The organism is Algoriphagus aurantiacus, assembly GCF_035156405.1.
GTDB classification, from domain to species: domain Bacteria; phylum Bacteroidota; class Bacteroidia; order Cytophagales; family Cyclobacteriaceae; genus Algoriphagus; species Algoriphagus aurantiacus.
Map to the genome: position 1 here is coordinate 25,077 of NZ_JAXRUT010000019.1, position 17,463 is coordinate 42,539.

11 protein-coding genes are annotated in these 17,463 nt (G+C 39.9%); 3 read left to right on the forward strand and 8 right to left on the reverse strand.

Annotation, left to right across the window (positions count from 1 at the left end):
• Window positions 1-23: 23 nt before the first annotated feature.
• Window positions 24-449, forward strand: coding sequence for a large-conductance mechanosensitive channel protein MscL (gene mscL / locus SYJ56_RS17540; protein ID WP_323836341.1), 426 nt, complete (start codon window positions 24-26; stop codon window positions 447-449).
• A 23-nt stretch (window positions 450-472) separates the two neighbouring features.
• On the opposite strand, the gene SYJ56_RS17545 is transcribed toward mscL, so the two are convergent.
• The 8 genes from SYJ56_RS17545 to SYJ56_RS17575 form a co-directional block, all read right to left on the reverse strand.
• Window positions 473-913, reverse strand: a complete 441-nt coding sequence (locus SYJ56_RS17545) for a hypothetical protein (protein WP_323836343.1) — start codon at window positions 911-913, stop codon at window positions 473-475.
• A gap of 4 nt (window positions 914-917) precedes the next feature.
• On the reverse strand, window positions 918-1,277 hold the full coding sequence (locus SYJ56_RS17550) for a hypothetical protein (RefSeq protein WP_323836345.1): 360 nt from the start codon (window positions 1,275-1,277) through the stop codon (window positions 918-920).
• A gap of 34 nt (window positions 1,278-1,311) precedes the next feature.
• Window positions 1,312-1,860 carry an RNA polymerase sigma factor gene (locus SYJ56_RS17555; RefSeq protein WP_323836347.1) on the reverse strand — a complete coding sequence of 183 codons (549 nt, stop codon included), beginning with the start codon at window positions 1,858-1,860 and terminating at the stop codon, window positions 1,312-1,314.
• A gap of 105 nt (window positions 1,861-1,965) precedes the next feature.
• Window positions 1,966-2,886, reverse strand: a complete 921-nt coding sequence (locus tag SYJ56_RS17560; RefSeq protein ID WP_323836349.1) for a universal stress protein — start codon at window positions 2,884-2,886, stop codon at window positions 1,966-1,968.
• Between the two features lie 436 nt (window positions 2,887-3,322).
• Window positions 3,323-4,798: a lipopolysaccharide biosynthesis protein gene (locus SYJ56_RS17565; protein ID WP_323836351.1), complete on the reverse strand. Its 1,476-nt coding sequence runs from the start codon at window positions 4,796-4,798 to the stop codon at window positions 3,323-3,325.
• A 51-nt stretch (window positions 4,799-4,849) separates the two neighbouring features.
• Complete coding sequence (locus tag SYJ56_RS26065; protein WP_465038395.1) at window positions 4,850-4,966, reverse strand: FeoB-associated Cys-rich membrane protein; 117 nt, start codon at window positions 4,964-4,966, stop codon at window positions 4,850-4,852.
• 1 nt (window position 4,967) lies between these two features.
• Window positions 4,968-7,097: a ferrous iron transport protein B gene (gene feoB, locus SYJ56_RS17570; protein ID WP_323836353.1), complete on the reverse strand. Its 2,130-nt coding sequence runs from the start codon at window positions 7,095-7,097 to the stop codon at window positions 4,968-4,970.
• Between the two features lie 5 nt (window positions 7,098-7,102).
• Entirely contained in the window at window positions 7,103-7,330 is a 228-nt protein-coding gene (locus SYJ56_RS17575; protein ID WP_323836355.1) for a FeoA family protein, read from the reverse strand.
• 456 nt (window positions 7,331-7,786) lie between these two features.
• Here SYJ56_RS17575 and SYJ56_RS17580 point away from each other — a divergent pair, with 456 nt between their 5' ends.
• Window positions 7,787-13,192, forward strand: coding sequence for a hypothetical protein (locus SYJ56_RS17580; RefSeq protein ID WP_323836357.1), 5,406 nt, complete (start codon window positions 7,787-7,789; stop codon window positions 13,190-13,192).
• Between the two features lie 23 nt (window positions 13,193-13,215).
• On the forward strand, window positions 13,216-17,340 hold the full coding sequence (locus SYJ56_RS17585) for a hypothetical protein (RefSeq protein WP_323836359.1): 4,125 nt from the start codon (window positions 13,216-13,218) through the stop codon (window positions 17,338-17,340).
• Window positions 17,341-17,463: the final 123 nt, after the last annotated feature.

Here is a 17,463-nt window from a genome sequence, read left to right on the forward strand (position 1 = left end):
ATTCAACCATTAACCAAATTTCTATGGGATTTCTGAAAGAGTTTAAAGAGTTTGCTGTCAAAGGCAATGTAATCGATCTGGCAGTTGCTGTGATTATAGGTGGAGCTTTCGGTAAGATTGTCGCATCTTTTGTGAAAGATATCGTAATGCCACCAATTGGAGTTCTGCTTGGAGGAGTCAGCTTTACTGATTTGGCTATCGTGTTAAGGGAAAGTAGTGTGGGCCCCGCTGGCGAAGAACAGGGCCCTGTATTGCTTACCTATGGTATTTTTGTCCAAAATGTTGTCGATTTCGTCATCATTGCTTTGGTTATTTTCATAGCTGTGAAGGGGATCAATAGGTTGAAGAAGAAAGAGGCTGCAGCTCCAACCCCTCCGCCACCTGCACTTTCCAAATCGGAAGTTTTGTTAGAAGAAATCAGAGATCTCCTGAAAAAAGATAAAATATAAAAAAAGCGGCTTAAGCCGCTTTTTTACTTTCTGTCATTATCTCTTCGCCGTTGGTATATATGTCTGGCAAATTCCCTTGACAAACCATTCAGTTGGATAATTTGATTATAAGTGATAACACTGGATAAATCTTCGACAAACTTTTCTTCGTCCACAATCATTTTTCGCTCAATCTCGAATTTTCTTGCGATCCTGGATTTTGCTTCTGACTCCGATAGTTGAATGTCTTTAACTCTGCCCAACTCAAACATTTCTTTGAGATTTTTTTCTCTAGCATCGTTATAAACATTGAATATTGGCCAGAATTTTTGTGCCTGTTCCGGTTTTAAATCCAATCTAGTCGTAATAAATGCTACTCTGGCAGCTTCTAGTTTTTCTCGGTCATATCCTCCTTCTGTGCGTTGGGCAACAGCAGTCCCTATAGCTAAGAAAAGCAAGAGTGCTAAACATGTATATTTTTTCATATTCTTAATACCAATTTTGATCATTTTCATCCACAAAATCCACTTCATAAACCATTTCTTCCGCAATGATCTGATCCAGAATTTCTTCTGGATTATCTACCATGGCAAGTACATCTTCTGCAGTCCAATATTGACTGTCAATATAGAAATTGACTTCTTCATCCATGGATAGTGATTCAACCTGTGAATTGGAAGCATTGAATTGCCAGACTCCTAAACTTACGACCAGTATAGCGGCAGCTGCTGCATATTTTATCCAATAGATAGATCTATGAGGCTGTGTCCTTTCTAATATCTGGTCAGGTAGACTTTCGAAATAACCTTCTGGTGCCTTGAAATCCTTAATTTTCGGAAGTTTTTGCATGGTATAAGTTTAGACTGGGTTGAGAGTCAATAGTTTATTCTTTAGATAAGGAATGTTCGATTTTTTTCACAGCATGATGATAGCTGGCCTTAAGAGCTCCTACACTGGTACCGGTAATCTCAGACATTTCTTCGTAAGTAAGCTCTTCCTGATATTTCAGATGAAATACCAGTCTTTGTTTATCAGGTAGCGTTAGCAAAGCTTTTTGTAGTAACCGATGGATTTCGTCTCCGTCGATATTTCCTGGCTGATCAATATAGGATTCCAGTTTCTCCTGATGATCATCAATAGAGAAGAAGAATCGCTTTTTCTTCTTTTCTAGGAAACTCAACGATTCATTTGTCGCAATTCTATACAGCCAAGTGAAAAGACTTGATTGCCCTTGAAACTTGCCGATGTGGTGATGAGCCTTTATAAAGGTGTTTTGGGTGATATCATCCGCATCTTCATGAATCAAAACCATTCTTCTAACTACATGGTATACTCGCTTTTGGTAAGTCAGGATTAGCTGCCTGAAACCCATGTCCCTAGTTTTGGGATCTTGTATGAGTTCGAGGATTTCCTGATCACCATTTTTCTTCATTAGCCTTTTAGACCCAATTTAGAGAAAAGGGTTTATAGGAACTGAAAAAATAAGCCTTAAGCCTTGATTTACAGTAGGAAAAATATTTTATGGTTTGACTGGTAATTAAATTTCGAGGATATAATCCAGGATACCTGCATTCTTGCCTTTTGGTCTAGTCACTAACAGTGGAATGCTGTCATTGTACTGAATCAAACGTTCAGCCATACTTCCTATGAAGAGAGCAGTGGCAGCAGTCCTTCCTTTTGCCCCAATAATAATCCCGTCAGCATCAATTTCCTTGGCTTTTGCTACTATTTCCTCCACAGGATCATCGTTGACATCTTGGGTATAGACGGGAATGATCTTGTTGCCTTTGGTATCTATTTTACGGATGAATTTTTTGTAATTGATCTCCGCGTGCATGCGCATGATCTGGGTAAATTCTTCGTAGGTTTTTCCGGTATAATGGTAGCCGGATGGCACAGTGAATACATTCTGACATACAATTTCAAGTCCTCCATGCTTCTCGGCAATCATTATTGCCTCCTCTAGGGCATCTTTAGAATAATCTGAGAAATCACTTGGAACCAGCAAACGCTTCATCTTGGTGGCAGATCCTTCCGGTACAATCAGTAGCGAACAGCTTGCTCTCCTTGCTAGTCTAGTGGAAGCCACCCCAGTACCTGGTAGGTGTACTTTTCTGCCAATTAGGATCATGTCTGCTGACTTTTCCTCGGCAAGTTTTAATATTTTCTTTGAAAGAGAACCTTCTTTCACTATGTAGTTGAAAGAAATTCCTTTGGGATTTTTGAAATGCTCTGTGACCATTGCTTCCATGGCTTCCTGTCTTTCGTTGACCATGTTTTCAACCAAATTCGGAAATTCTTCCAGCACCTCTTTTGGGATGCTAAGGTTCTTAATCACATTTACGAAATAGATTTTTTTGGTTTGATTGACCTGAGCTATAAAAGCTGCATGCTGAATCAAGGTTTGATCCAATGAAGTCTGATCCAGGCAAACAACCATTTTTTTAATCAAATACATAAAGCGCCATTGATTTTAGAAATGCAAATTTACGAGTAATACGAGTAAAACTCTGGGTATTAAGTAAAATAAAATTTCGAATAAATCGGTATTTCATTTAATTGTTGCTTATCTAGCTTTGAGGTAGATATTAATCTGAAATATTATTCTGAGATAAACTATTGAACTTCAAAATTTTTCATCTTCTTCAGGATACATTATCGGAATCATCCTCCAGATTTGCCAACTCACCGTGTAATAAATCGTATATTTGCAGAGTCCGGGCCGCTGACATGTTCAAACTTCACAATTATCAATTTACCGAGTGAAGCCCTTCCCAAAAACAGGCCTCACCCCGATGCATATCGGGGCCTCGATTCGCAAGAGTCAGGATAACGGTGGAAGTTTGCGGTTAACAGGCAGCTCAAATCTTGTCTTATAGGAGGTTTGCAACACTCTAAGGCCCGGATTTTTTTATTCTATTTTTCACCCATTCCCATTCTTCCTTTCCCACACCTATTATTTTTGACCAAAATAGGTACAATCCAAGAACCAATAAGCTGGTTACTATGATGTTTAAAATTGGAGAAAGCGAAAAGAATGATAGATATCCAGGACCGCAAGCCGTAATACCGACGAAGATTATCTTCGCTGTTTCTTTTGAAAAAGGATCAAAGCCAAGTTTGATTTTGAGAAACAAGTATTTCACCAGATTGAATAAAAACATCACCGCTACCGAAGCCATTGCAGCTCCTTCGATTCCATAAATTGGAATTAGTAGGTAATTCAATCCAACAATTAAGACACTCATACCGATTGTAGCGATCAGATTGAAGCGGTAATGCTTGGAGAAAACCAGGATTTCGCCGTTTACTGAGAATGCCACGTCAAAGAGCTTTCCCAAACCAATCAATACGACCACATATTTGCCTGCTTCATAGATTTCCCGATTTGGAATGAAGTGATATAAAGAATCGAGATTTGACCAAAGTCCTATAAATAGAAGCAAACAGATATAGAGTTGACGGTTTGAAACTTGCTTATATAACTTATTGATTTCCTCGTGATTGCCTTTGGCAAAGTGATCCGCAATTACTGGCATCACCACTTGGGAAATGGCTCTTCTAGGTAATTCGATTACCAGAGCCATGCTAAAAGCAATTGTGTAAATAGCATTTGCCTCTAAACTGATCATGGAGCTCACCATGATGCTGTCAATCTTCATAATTAAGGTCGATGCAGCTGTAGCTAAGAAGGTAATAAGGCTGAACTGAATAAAGGATGTTCGCAAACCTTTTGGAAAAGTATTCCAACGGAAGTCTAGTTTCAAAACTCCAAGCCAAAGCAAATAGACCAAAACTCCCAATAAGGCGAATCCATACACTGCCACTAAGCCTTGCATTACTTGTGGGAAAGTGATCCATTTTAATAAGTAGGCTCCAACAAGAACCCCTGTGAGTAAGCGCAGAAACACTTCCCGAACGAGGGTAGGGACGGCTACTTTCAAAAATGAGCGACTATAAGCATCTAAAATGCTACTTAGTAAAGCAAATATGGTGATCAGCAATACGATCCCTAAAAAGTCAATCACTTCAGGAGAATTAGCTGCAAATAAGTCAATGATTTGGGTTTTGAACCCTAAAAATATCAAGCTCACTACAGCAAAACCGATAAGCGAAAAGGCCAAGCCATAACTCAGAAAAGCTGATTGATTGGATTTGAGTTGAGGAAAAAAGCGAGTGATACCATGCCCAACTCCAAGCTGAGCAAAGGGCACGAAGAGTAAACCTAGATCCTGTATCGTACGAAAAGTCCCTAGCTGGGAGGCATCTAACGCATAAGGGTAAAGCCAAAGGACATTAACATATCCTATGACGACGCCCAGATAAGAAAAAATGGTGGTTTGAATACTCTGCTTGGCTACTTTGCCCATGAGCTTAAAAGTATCAAAAAACTAGCATTAAGAGATTGTTTCAGACAAAATTCAGGGTTTGGCACATTTGTCACAGCCAGCTTCAGTCTTTGATTTGAAAAAATACTTTTTCACTAAATAGGCCAAAGCTGCTAAAACTATTACACCAACTAGGATTTCCTGCCACATATTACGATAGAATTTGATAGACCAGAAGCGCTGATACGTATGCCAGAACGGTCATGTACACTGTTTGAATCAACGGCCATTTCCATCCTTTAGTTTCCCTATATACTACAGCAAGTGTACTCATACACTGCATAGCAAAGGCATAGAAAACCATTAATGAAAAGGCAGTTGCTTTATTATATACTTTCTCTCCTGTGGCTGGGTTGATTTGTTGATTGAGTTTTTCCCGAATCGTGAGTTCGTCTTCAGTGTCTGCACCTATGCTATAAATGGTTGCAATAGTCGAGACGAATACTTCGCGAGCCGCAAACGATGTAATTAAAGCAATTCCGATTTTCCAGTCGTATCCCAAAGGTCGAATTGCAGGCTCAATCGCTCTTCCCATAATACCAATAAAGGAGTTTTCAAGTAGAAGGGATGACGTCTCATTCACAATTACTGGAATTTCCTCAGGAGAAGCTTGAGTTAGTTTTACTTCACTCTCTGCACGGATCGCATCCATTCTTTCAGGAGGCCCATAAGATGCCAATACCCAAAGTATTACCGAAATTGCAAGGATTACTTTGCCCGCTTCGAAAACAAAAGTTTTTGATTTGCTATACATTGTTATTATAACATCCAGCCATCGAGGTGCACGATAAGTCGGAAGCTCGACCATCAGAAAGCTTTTCTCCTTGGTTTTTAGTATGTTTTTCAGGAGCAATGCTGTAAATAATACACCTATTACTCCTAATAAATAAAGTGATAGCAGTGCTAGGGCCTGAAGGTTCACAATACCAAATATTCGCTCATTTGGTACTACTAACCCAATTAGTATCACATAGACTGGCAAACGCGCAGAGCAACTCATCAAAGGAGTTACCATGATGGTGATGATTTTTTCCTTCCAGTTTCCAATATTTCTGGCAGCCATTACCCCCGGGATAGCACATGCTACACCTGATACTAGTGGAACAATACTTTTGCCATGAAGTCCAAAGGGGCGCATCCATCGATCCATCAGAAACACAACTCTGGACATGTATCCAGTGTCTTCGAGAATAGCCAAGAATCCGAAAAGCATAGCTATCTGAGGAATGAAAATCACCACACCTCCTATACCCGGTATTATTCCTTCAGTAACCAAGCTAGACAAGGGGCCTTCAGGAAGAAGATTTGAAACTGAGCCTGCAAGCTCTGCGAAAAAACCATCAATCAGATCCATAGGGACAGAAGCCCATGCAAATATTGCCTGAAAGATAATGAGGAGAATACCTCCAAAGATTAGATATCCAAAGACTGGGTGCAGTAAGATTTTATCAATTCCAAATTCCTTTTTTACATCTGGGGTTTTTACTACGGCTTTTTCAACTATTGTGGTTATGAGTCTATATCGAATCTTAGTCTCCTCAAGCTGTGCTTTTTCTAAATCAAAATTACTTTCGGCAAGTTTTGCCTTTATCCAATTCCTGTCATCCAATGAGATGCTCTTGTCTTTTTCTCCAAATCGGAGCATTTGATATGCCTGATAGGAATTAGAAAATCCAAATTTGGCTTTCACTTCAGCGAGTAAGGTTCCTGAGACAACCTCTTCGATGTTGATGAAAGATGATTTTTTGCTGAAATTTTGTTGATGAATTAACTCACGAATTTGATCCAATCCTTTTTCTCCGCGGGCATCCGTACTCAGAATGGGGACACCAAGTGCTTTGAATATTTCGAAACTTTTGATCGCGATGTTCTTTCTGGTGGCTATATCAGCCATATTGAGTACCAAAGCCAGATTAAGCCCTAAATCGATCAGTTGAGTAGCCAAGAAAAGACCTCGGGAAAGTTGGCAGGAATCGATTACCATTAATACAAAATCCGGTTTTTCTTCATCGCTCAGCTGGTTCAATACCCGGTGTGCAATGATTTCGTCTTCGGAATTTGGATAGAGACTATAGGTGCCTGGCAGATCAATAATTTCATAACTGCTCCCATGGTATTGCATCGAACCAGTCTTTTTATCAACTGTTACTCCTGGATAATTTCCGATTTTTTGGTTCAGCCCAGTGAGCTGGTTGAAAATGGTAGATTTCCCAACGTTCGGATTTCCGATGATAGCTATTTTTGGTGATTTTACTTGGGAAGGAATTGTGGACTCATTCATGAAATTCAGAGCAATTGTACTTCTATGAGTGAAGCTTCGGTTTTTCTTAAAGCAAGTATGGTTTCATCAAGTTTGAATGCCATAGGTCCTCCTATAGGTGCAGCGTGTTGAAGAATGATTGTTTTTCCAGGCAAAAACCCAAGTTCCATCAAATTGATTTTCAACGGAGAATCTAAGATTTCTTGGATAATTGCTGCCCGGGTGACAGGGATAGAATCAGCTGTTATGAACATAGGTTTGTACTGGTCTTTTGACCGAATGCAAAAATAGAATTATTTGGAATGAATCTAAAGAAAAATAAAGAAGATTTTTATCATGTTTTTAATCCCCTAATTCATTTAACGAATAGCTCCTCGTGATTCAGACATATTTCCTAGCCGTCTATCATTGAATTCAAAAGATCAAGCTGATGAGCTGATTCAGTTAGGGAATAACAATTATAAGGCAGGCTGAAGTATTTGCCCTAGTTACTTAATTGGAGTAGATAATGGTAAAAAATAATAAATTTTACTAAAATTCTAGGTCTAATCAATAGATTTTCAATGTATTATACTGGTTTTTTTTTTGAATATTTTTTTAACTTCATGAGCCCTTTTTAACTTTTAATTGTTTGAAGTTGATTTTTATTACGTAGGTGAGGATAGCAATTTTTGTCTCAAAGGGCATCACAAGTTTAAACACTTTTTATTATGGAAAAGGATCAACTCGAATCTCTATTGTCCAGCATTTTTGGACATCTTAGTACAGACAAGACGAAGGATAAAAATCAATGGGAGGAAGGAATATCTCTATTGGCAAAATCACTTCTTATCCAAGACAGCTCTGAAATCCAAGCTGAATCATTTAGTTTCGAGCGATCAGAAATTTTTTTTCAAGATCGAATTCCAAAGGAGAAAATTGAGCTAATCCGTAGAGAAGCAGCAATAGCCAATGATAAAGGATCTACAAGTACGCCTGCCAAAGAGGCCATTGATCCCACTAGTGAAAGACCTTCTGCTGGGGGGGCTCGTAAACCTAAGCCCGCAATAGTAGAGGAGCCCAAATTAAAGGCGTTTGTACGTGAAGTCCCCGTAAGAAGTACTCAGATTCGTGCCAGTGTTCCGGCATGGGCGGCTGGGGCTAAAGTAGAAAAATCAATTGGTCCTTTGATCCAAAAAGATGGCAGGATTATAATTATTGATTTCTACAAAGTCACCAAACTCATCGGTATTTATCAGCAAAATAGTAACCTTCCAGTCCTGTTGTTCAAGGCATCTTTCCAATATTCAAAAATTCAACCCGTCAATGCTCCGCCAATAGAGGTTTCGAAAAACTATGATGTAGTAGCCGGTAGTTTTTATATACGTGCTGACATGCTTGCATCCAATGCTCCAAATACGAGGTATGCAGGGCTGAAAGTCAAAGACGGTAAAATACAGTTAAGTGCAAATCCAGTCTTGCAAGGAGAAAAACTAGTGTTGGCGGCCAACACAACAGTTCAGGTACAATTGGATGTGGATCAGACTCCTGATGCAGTAGATTCTAAAAAGAAACACGGTAAAGATGCTTTTGAAGCAAAGGTGCAAAACCCCGGCAGTTTAAAATTTTCATTTACAGGAGCATCCAAAGCACAAATTGCAGATAGTGGTCCAGCTCAATGGTCTGTTTATGGGCAAAAGGCATCTTTTAGCCGTCTTAATAAAGTTCCGACCTACAGCACCCAGCTATCCAGATTATTGATTCCTTATAGTTGTTCTGCAACAGAATTTATTCCAAAAAAGCAACAAAGCCCATTTGTTGAAATACAGGAATCGGCTCCGGTTAGTAGTTCATGGTGGGCAATTCCTGCGGCAGAACTGGACGTAACGGCTCCTTTAGAAGTAGCAGGTTCTGGGGGAATGCTGCAAGAATTGAAAACTGGATTGAAGTTTAGTTGGAAAGGTCTTCAGGGTAAAAATCTGAAATTGGAGAAGCCACAGGTTCTTGTTGAAAACAGTAGAATAGGAATTACGGATTTGGTCTCTAATGGAGAAGGAGCTTTTCAGGAAATTGATCATTGGAAGGATGATCTTAATACATACGGAACCTCTATTTCATTTGCACTGAATAAGGCAGCTATGTTTATGTACAACTCACTAGCGGAGGGTACAGAGATGCTAATTTCTTTGGCAAATACCCAGATCAAAGTAGATAGACCTCTTCAAGTAAATGGTCTTCCGGTAGCTGTCAAAACCAAGAATTCGGCAGTAGTAATGGCTGGAACTGATGATAAGAATTTAATTTATATACTCGATGATAATATCCTATGGGATAATAAGTTACCGTTTGATAAAGTTCCTGATTTTAAAAGCATTGCTATAGCACTTGAAAATGCACTTTTTACCCTTTCGCCGGTTAATGGCGCTTTAGTGTTTGGAGAATGTGATGCTAGTTGGAGTAGGATTATTAAAAGTCAGACTTTCCTAGTATTTGGCATGTTAAGCTATATGCCAACTCTACCAGATCCTTACGTAGCGAATTTGGGGATACTTAGTAGACAGTTTGGTAGAGATACTAGAGGTATTGAAAGTATCCAAAGTTGGTTGATATGTCAGATATCTCAAGAACCAGCAAATGAAAAAGTTGACGAGGTGAAGGTTAGTTTTCATTTTGGACCTGGTAATGCTAGTACCAATACTGCAGCAGCTGCCACCTCGGTTGTTTCCTCACCAAGCTTAATGGCAGTGAAACAATTGAAATCATCGGCAGTCAGGGTAGAAACTTTAAAATCGACAGCTGCAACTAAAGACAATTCTTTACCACCCTATGAAGATCAGCTTCTACCATTTACCAGACCTTTTGAAACCGATTACTTTGCCTTACTAGATGTAAGTTCCAATGCCAATCAATTGGGTGTCAGTTTAGGTTTATCTAGAGGTGGGCGCGTGACAACTGGTGTTGCAAGTAGCGTCAATGAGTCAGAGGCAACTATTTCTCAAACAGACAATCAGTTAATTTCTGTGGAAGGAATGGAAGTAATCGCTCAAGGGGCGATGACACGACTATTTATGATGCCTCAGGTAGCTTGGGAGCCCGTCATTAATTTGACTCCTCCTGGTGACAATAAACCTGGGGATCCCCCGGTTTATTTCAATTACTATCCCAATGATGGAGGCCCTACCAGATTGGTAAATAACCATCAAGAAAGAATTGCAATTTCACCTAAACCTCTTGTTGATTTTATATTAGAAAAATATCGGCAGAAGCAAACTCCTGTATCAGCATTGTTTACTCTTCCTTTTGGTCTAAAGGCGATGGCAGAGCTTTCTCATACTAATAATAAAGAGAGTATTAAACCACAGCTTGACCAAGTAAGTCCAAAATTTCCAAATGATTTGCAGGGTGGGATTCAGATTAGAGCTACGGCAGGTAATTATGGAAAGAAGTTCCTAGATGAAGCCAATAAGAATGATTTACCAATGTTCGCAGGATTTACTGTGCAACTAGCTAATGTATTTAAAGCAAATGGAACTGCCACGGGCGCAAGCACCCTAGGTGATAGCGTGACACAAATATTCAATGGGGAGTTTTTTGTCAATCAGGGTAATCCTACCAAAATTAATGAAAGGGGGGTGCCAGTCAGTAAAATTGACTTTACCGGGTATGGCGCAAGTACGTTTAGTAATTGGTTGAGTCCATCTGCAGAAATCGCTCAGACAAGTCAGGCTAGGTTTGACATCATGTTAGGTAGAACAGCGCATGAAGTTATTCAGGTTAAAAGTTTAATATATCCTTGGGGAATCCGGGTAGTTCGTACCATCACTATTTTTAGGACTAGTTCTGGCTTTATATATCGTACAGATAGTGGATGGCAACCGGAATCAGATGGTATTTTTGATTTTAGGGCAAAATTTATTGATGAATCTTTCCCTGGTGTTCTGAAAGAGGAAGCGAGGTATGAATTGCATCCTGGCACGTTGAGAGGCTTATTCAATATTACCAATATTAAAGAAGATGGTAGTGTTGCAGATTTTGTAACCTCAAATAATATTGCCATAGGTAAAAAATACATCAATGAAAGCGGGGATATAATAGTTAATAGTGAAACTTCAGAAGATAAATCTTACCTCGAACAACAAGTCAAATGTGTCGCTGTTTATTTTGACGCTGATGTAGCTGTAGAGAACTTAGTTCAAGGCCATAAAAATGGTAGAACTCCAGCTAAGAAAATATTAGGCTTTGTTCAATTGTCACCGCCAGGTATTCCTTTGACTCCTGCCCAGCAAAAAGCACTATTGGATAGTCAGGGTGGTTTGATGGGAGGTGATATAAATTGCGTAATGGATGTGGGCGGTTCCGGTCAATTGATGCAAATCAACCGCTTTGATATTTCGCCATCAGAAAAACCTGGAAATCCTTCTATTACCCCAATCTTTGTAGCTTCAACTCGCGGATCAGTCTTACTTCCAAAAGATGGTAGTTGGAGTATGGTACAGCACGAAACCGGCTCTGGAGAGGTAACGCCTCTGCCTGAACATGTACCTATTCCATTAATTCGAATTGGAACTTGGGTGAAAGAGACGGTAGTAAGCCAAGCACAAGTAAATAACAATCTGTTAAGGCTTGCCCATCCTAATGAGGTTCTTAGAAATCCAGTAGCTGCCACCATCAATTATGGCTTTCTCCAAAGTACGGCTACTCAAAAAGCGCTTTTCCTAACTCCTAGCTATAAAAAGGGAATTGGAAAAATGATGAGTAAGACGCCACCGATTTTTTCTGATGCTTACAAATTGATGAATGGCAGCAGCATTTTTCCAAATGTCGGAGATGCTTATTCTAATTTTGGAAAAGCCATTGCTTTATTAGATGGGATAGATGAAGATGGTAATAGCGTGGCAGCTTTTATAGAAAATGCTGCTACCGATGGAGGCAGGAAAGTGTTGGAGTTGATGGAGATTACCGCCAAAGAAGAAGCTGGACAAATAGTTGATAAAGGGTTTAAATTACTTTCTGGAGAAGCAAATAGTGCTCTGAATAAAGCCTTGGCATTTGACATTCCAAATTTTGATCCGCTATATCTGGTCGATATGGATGCTTTGAAAATCTATATTGAGTATAAGGCTGAGCAAATGAAAAATGGCTCTAAGCAATATGTGGATTCAAAGCTCAATTTTGATGTTGATTCCTTTGCTGGTGACTTAGCGGATACATGGAAAAGTAAGGTCAATAATGTGGCCATGGTGGTTGATTTGGGTTCATTTAAACGCCTCATGACAATCAAAGGCAATTTTGATGCTGCTAAAGGTAAAGAATCAGGGTATGCTGGGGATAAAGATAACGCAGGCCCACTAGATGGGATACCACTTCCTGAAGTAGAGTTTAGTGACGCTTTGCAGCCTGTCATTGAATTATTACAAATATTGGCAGCCTTGAGTACTGGGGATTATGGAGCAGTGATGAGAAAGGGGCTTCAAATAGCCATGAGTAATGCAGGTGAGATTTGGGAATATAAGTTCGAAGCAACTAAAGAGATTCCGCTTATCCGCTTCCCACCAGAAGATTCTGTTTATAACTCTCCTCAATGTCCGTTGAGATTGGAAGCAGGACTTGCTTTAGGTGTGTATTTCAATGCTGCATTGAAAGTAACCACTGATCCTTCACAACTTTTGCCAACGGCCGGAGGATTTGTCCAATTCAACGGAGGTTTAGAAGTCATGTGTGTGACGGTCGGCGCAGCTACTATTTACGCAGTAGGATCAGTAGAAGTAAAGATAGCCTGTGATACTAAGATTGGACCTAGTCTGAGGTTGAAATTTGGCTTTGGTGCCAATATCTCCGTGGGACTACCAGTAGTAGGAAATGTCAGTGTGACTTACATGGTAGGTTGCGAAATGTACGCAGATGCCAATACTATTGAGATCACAGCTTTTATGCTATTCAAAGGGCACGCAAACCTATTGGGAGGTATTGTCAGCGTTACTATATATATCGAAGCAAGTGGTACAGTGAAGCGAATATCAAGTCCAGAAAGGACGGATTGTACAGCTTCAGTGACCTTCGGGCTAGATATCAGCATCTGCTTTGTTATCAATATCAACTTTGAAGAAACCTGGCAAGAAAGCCGTCAGATAGCTTAATTTTTTACCTCAAAAATCAAATTATGGAACCTAGAAGATTAATTTCCTTAATGACTTTTCCTCAACGTTTTGACGGAAATATATTGACAGTTAACATAGTGATTGTCCCACGAAACGCGAATCCATTTTCGGATTGGGCATCGGGTTTGCCTAATCCGGCAAATGTCCCAGGATTTGCAAATTTTCAACCTGAATTTAGCTTTTCTATTGTCAGAGGGACAGATGATTTTCCGCTTGCCAATGCAACGGCTCCAAGCAGAATCCCAATTGTAAGATCGGTAAATGTGGTGCCAGCCGCAGATAAGGCTGCAATAATTCAAAAAGTTGCAGATGCTATGCCACTGCCGATTACGGACAATACTGACAAGCTGCCAGATCCTGTTCCCGTGGAGAAAAGCATTAAAACATACCTGCCTAGATCTTACCGGGAGAAATTTAATTTCACCCAACCCAGACATCCGAATGCAGTCACGGATGATAGTTATCACTGTGCTGTTCGGGACAAAATACCTACTATAAACTATCAGCCAAGAACCAGCTTGAGCTGGGGTAAAGTCTTTGCGAATATCTTACGACAACCGCTATTGGCCAAAGCTTGTGGGATGATCTATGAAGTTCAATTGGAAGTTGAAGCTGGGTGGTTTGAAGAGGGAGGCTATCTATATACGGATATTACCAATGATCCTTATGCATTAGCTCAAACTGCTTTATTGGAGGAAGTGGATGGACCGCTGATTAAGAGATATGCTGCAAAGATTCCTGCATTGACTGCGGGGACACCAAGACCTGTATTTGCTCCTGTTTTATTTCCAGTACTTTATAAGAAAGTTTCAGATGGGAGTGAGCCAGTTCCATTGGGGCCATGGGATGAGCTATTTATGGAAGCGCAAACCTACAATGATGGATTTGCCAAAATAGTACATGCGAATCAGCCAGTTAGTGGCAATTTATTGGAAGAAAGCCAAGACGAACTACCACCTCAATCTGACGCAGGTATTCGGTTAGGTTGGGATGATGAGCAAATACTGGTTTGGTACCTACGTCAGATGATTGAAAATCCCTCTGATCCTGGCTCTTTAAGCAGAATAGATGCTCCATTAGGGGTAATGGGGTATCATATTGACGTTAGGCAAATTGCTGAAGGAAATCAGTGGGAAAGTCTTAACAGTATTGAAATCAACGAGTCTGAAAATATGTTTGCCGGACAACTGGACTCCAGCAGCACAGAACTCCCATATCAGGTCTACCCCAATAAGATCAGCGGCCCAAATAGCGATCATTATTGGTTGCCCATGTATTTTGCTCATTGGATAGGCAAAAGTTTGGTAACTGAAGATCAGGATGCTCTTGAGATTTACAGAAACCATGAGGACAATGGGGGGCAGCAAAATGAGTTGCAGGATAAAAGAGTTTCCCAAAATAGGGCATTAATCCCTTCTCCATTGGCAACTGAGCTTCGTTATGGTAATTCATACGAGTTTAGAATTCGGATGACGGATATTTCAGGCGGGGGCCCTAACTTAAATGATGCTCCACTTAATGCTGCACCGAGTCCGGAAACCAGTGTTTCATTCAAGCGCTATGTGAATCCTGGTATGCTTAGAATAGAAAAGCCAATTGAAATCAGGAGTAATCTAAGGACTTATTTTAATGCCACGAATGAAGAGGAAACGCAATTTGATCCGAATCCAAGCTTAGTGATTCAGAGACCATTATTGGAGTATCCTGCTGTTGTTTTCACAAATAAATATCAAAGTATAGGTCAGGATCCAGTCCAATTATTAAAAGAATTGACATTTCAGGAAGATGGTCTTAAACCTGCATTACCCGATCCGGATGTGCAGCAAGTCAAGATACGGGTAGAGGTGAAGTCGCTTCGGATGGATACTCAATTGAGTCAAAATGGACGTGATAGTTTTATTACACTTTATGAAACGACAAGAGCATTTCCTGCAGACTTTGCAGGGACACTGAATGTCCCAATAGAATTTATTGACGTACCTGTTTTGAATCTGGGCGAGCTGGCTAATCCGTTTTTGAATGAAGACCTGCTCATTGATGATATCAATGAGATGGAGCAATTAACTTTGCCAACAGGAAGACATATTCGAATTTCACTTAGGGCAGAAGCTAGTTCAGATGGAGCGCCTGAAAGTTATTTTGGTTTTATCGATGACAATGAGGATAAGGATAGCCGGTTTGGGAAAGTCCAGCAATTTATGTTTTACAAGGAGCCGACTGCTGAACTGGATTTGTTACAACCTTTTGAGGCAATTCAGCCGGTTCAGGCACTGTTTTTAAAACCTGATAGGGTACCCACAATTAAGGAAAACATCTTATCATCTTTATTACGAAGGGATTCTGAAGAACAACAATCAGGAGTAGTAGAGCGACTCGCGAATGCGCTTGGATTAGAAGCAAAAGGATTAACCTTGGTTGCTCCGAAAGGAGAACGGGTTGCTTTTGGCTGTAATTCAAGAATCAGACATACGCTAGCTCCTGATGGAAGTTCTATAACTTTTGCCACTAAGGCAGATCTCTACAATCATTGGCTTGCTACCTTGAGTTACAAAATAAATAGAGATTGGGCATGGGATACGTTGGAAGATGTTGCTTTTGTAATTGAAAGAGAGTTTAAGTTTAGAAAAGATAGTATTTCAGAGACCAGAAAAAACACCTATTTAGGTGATATAGAATTAAAGCATACTGTCTCTTTTGAGGCCCTGCAAGCAGACCGATTCGATAGAGTAAACAGGAATTATACTAGGATAGTGTATATAGATGCTCTTGATCCTAAAAATGAATTGAAGCAAGGTAATGGAGATTTGAGATTTCCGGATGAACTCTGGGCTGAGTACAAAATCAAACCAAAAACAAAGGAAGGACACGCTGAAGCGGAAACGGTAGAGACTGATCAACTGACATTGCCAACAGTCCTTCCGCCTGTTCAGATCCCTAAGCTAGTTAGTGTGGGAATTGCCTTTTCTCTTTATGAACGTACTGATGATTACAGCTCGTCAGAAGCTAGGAAGAGATATCTATGGGTAGAATTTGATCAACCCGTAGAGAATCCTGATGATACGTACTACTGCAGGGTGCTCGGAAATGCTCCTGATCAATTGATTGCTAGTAATGAGGGAGAACAATTATTACCTCCAGAAGAAACTCCAATTAGTTTAGACCCGGAATTTACCAGGCAGATCATTCCTGGCCAAAGTGATGATAAAGCTGGTATTGGAGCAATGCAGCCTATGATACAAGCTACTGACAGTGACAGGCATTATATGATGCCCATACCACCAGGTTTGCATGCTGAAAGTGCAGAAATGTTTGGTTTCTTTACTTATGAATTCAGAGTAGGGCATGGCCATTGGCCAGATAGAGAGGATAATCTTTGGTCTACCGCCCAAGGTAGATTTGGAAGACCGTTGAGAGTAACAGGGGTCCAGCATCCTGCTCCAACTTTACTTTGCTCTCTCAATAGAAATGAGAATCATTTGTATGTAAGTGCGCCTTTTGCCAAGGCAGTACATAAAGGTAAAAATGTAACTTCAAAACCTCCTAGAACCAGTCTTTGGACAATGGTTTATGCGCAAGTTTTCCAAGCTGACGGAAGAGATCATCGGAATATTTTATTAGGTGAAATTGAAATGAAAATAGGAGTGAGAGTGAATACTGATTCTAAGCGTTTAAAGAAAATAAATGATTTGACACAGCAGGTATATTTCAAACCTACCCTTGGAGACTACACTACTGGAAGTATAAAGCTGAATAAAGCGGCGTTGCAATTAGGAAATCTGATAGCAAGTATAAAAGATGAACAACCTGTAGGAACAGCAATAGTCACATCGGAAGATATTGCTGAGAAATTAAAGTCTTTTGGATTACCAGAAGATAGTCCCCTCAGTGTATTAGTCGTAGAGGTTTTTGGTAACATTACTAACATTCATGACCATTTGTCGGATTTAAGAAATGCCAGAGCAAATACAGTTTCGGAAAGAATGGCTGAAGGATTAAAAGCTAAAAGAGCGGAAACAAATCTCATGTCAGATATTCAGCCATTGAGTAGAGGTTTAGGACATTTTAGGATTTTGAGGACTTCTCCCCTGACTAAGGTTCCCTTTGTATGCTGTCCAACATGTGAGTAACAAAAAACTAATTACTTAAAATACCTTTCAAGTCAATTGGAAGGTGTTTTTTTTTGGACTATTTTATTTGTGAGATTGTGATATAAATCACTCGGAGAAAAACCGTAGATTCTTAAATTCGCC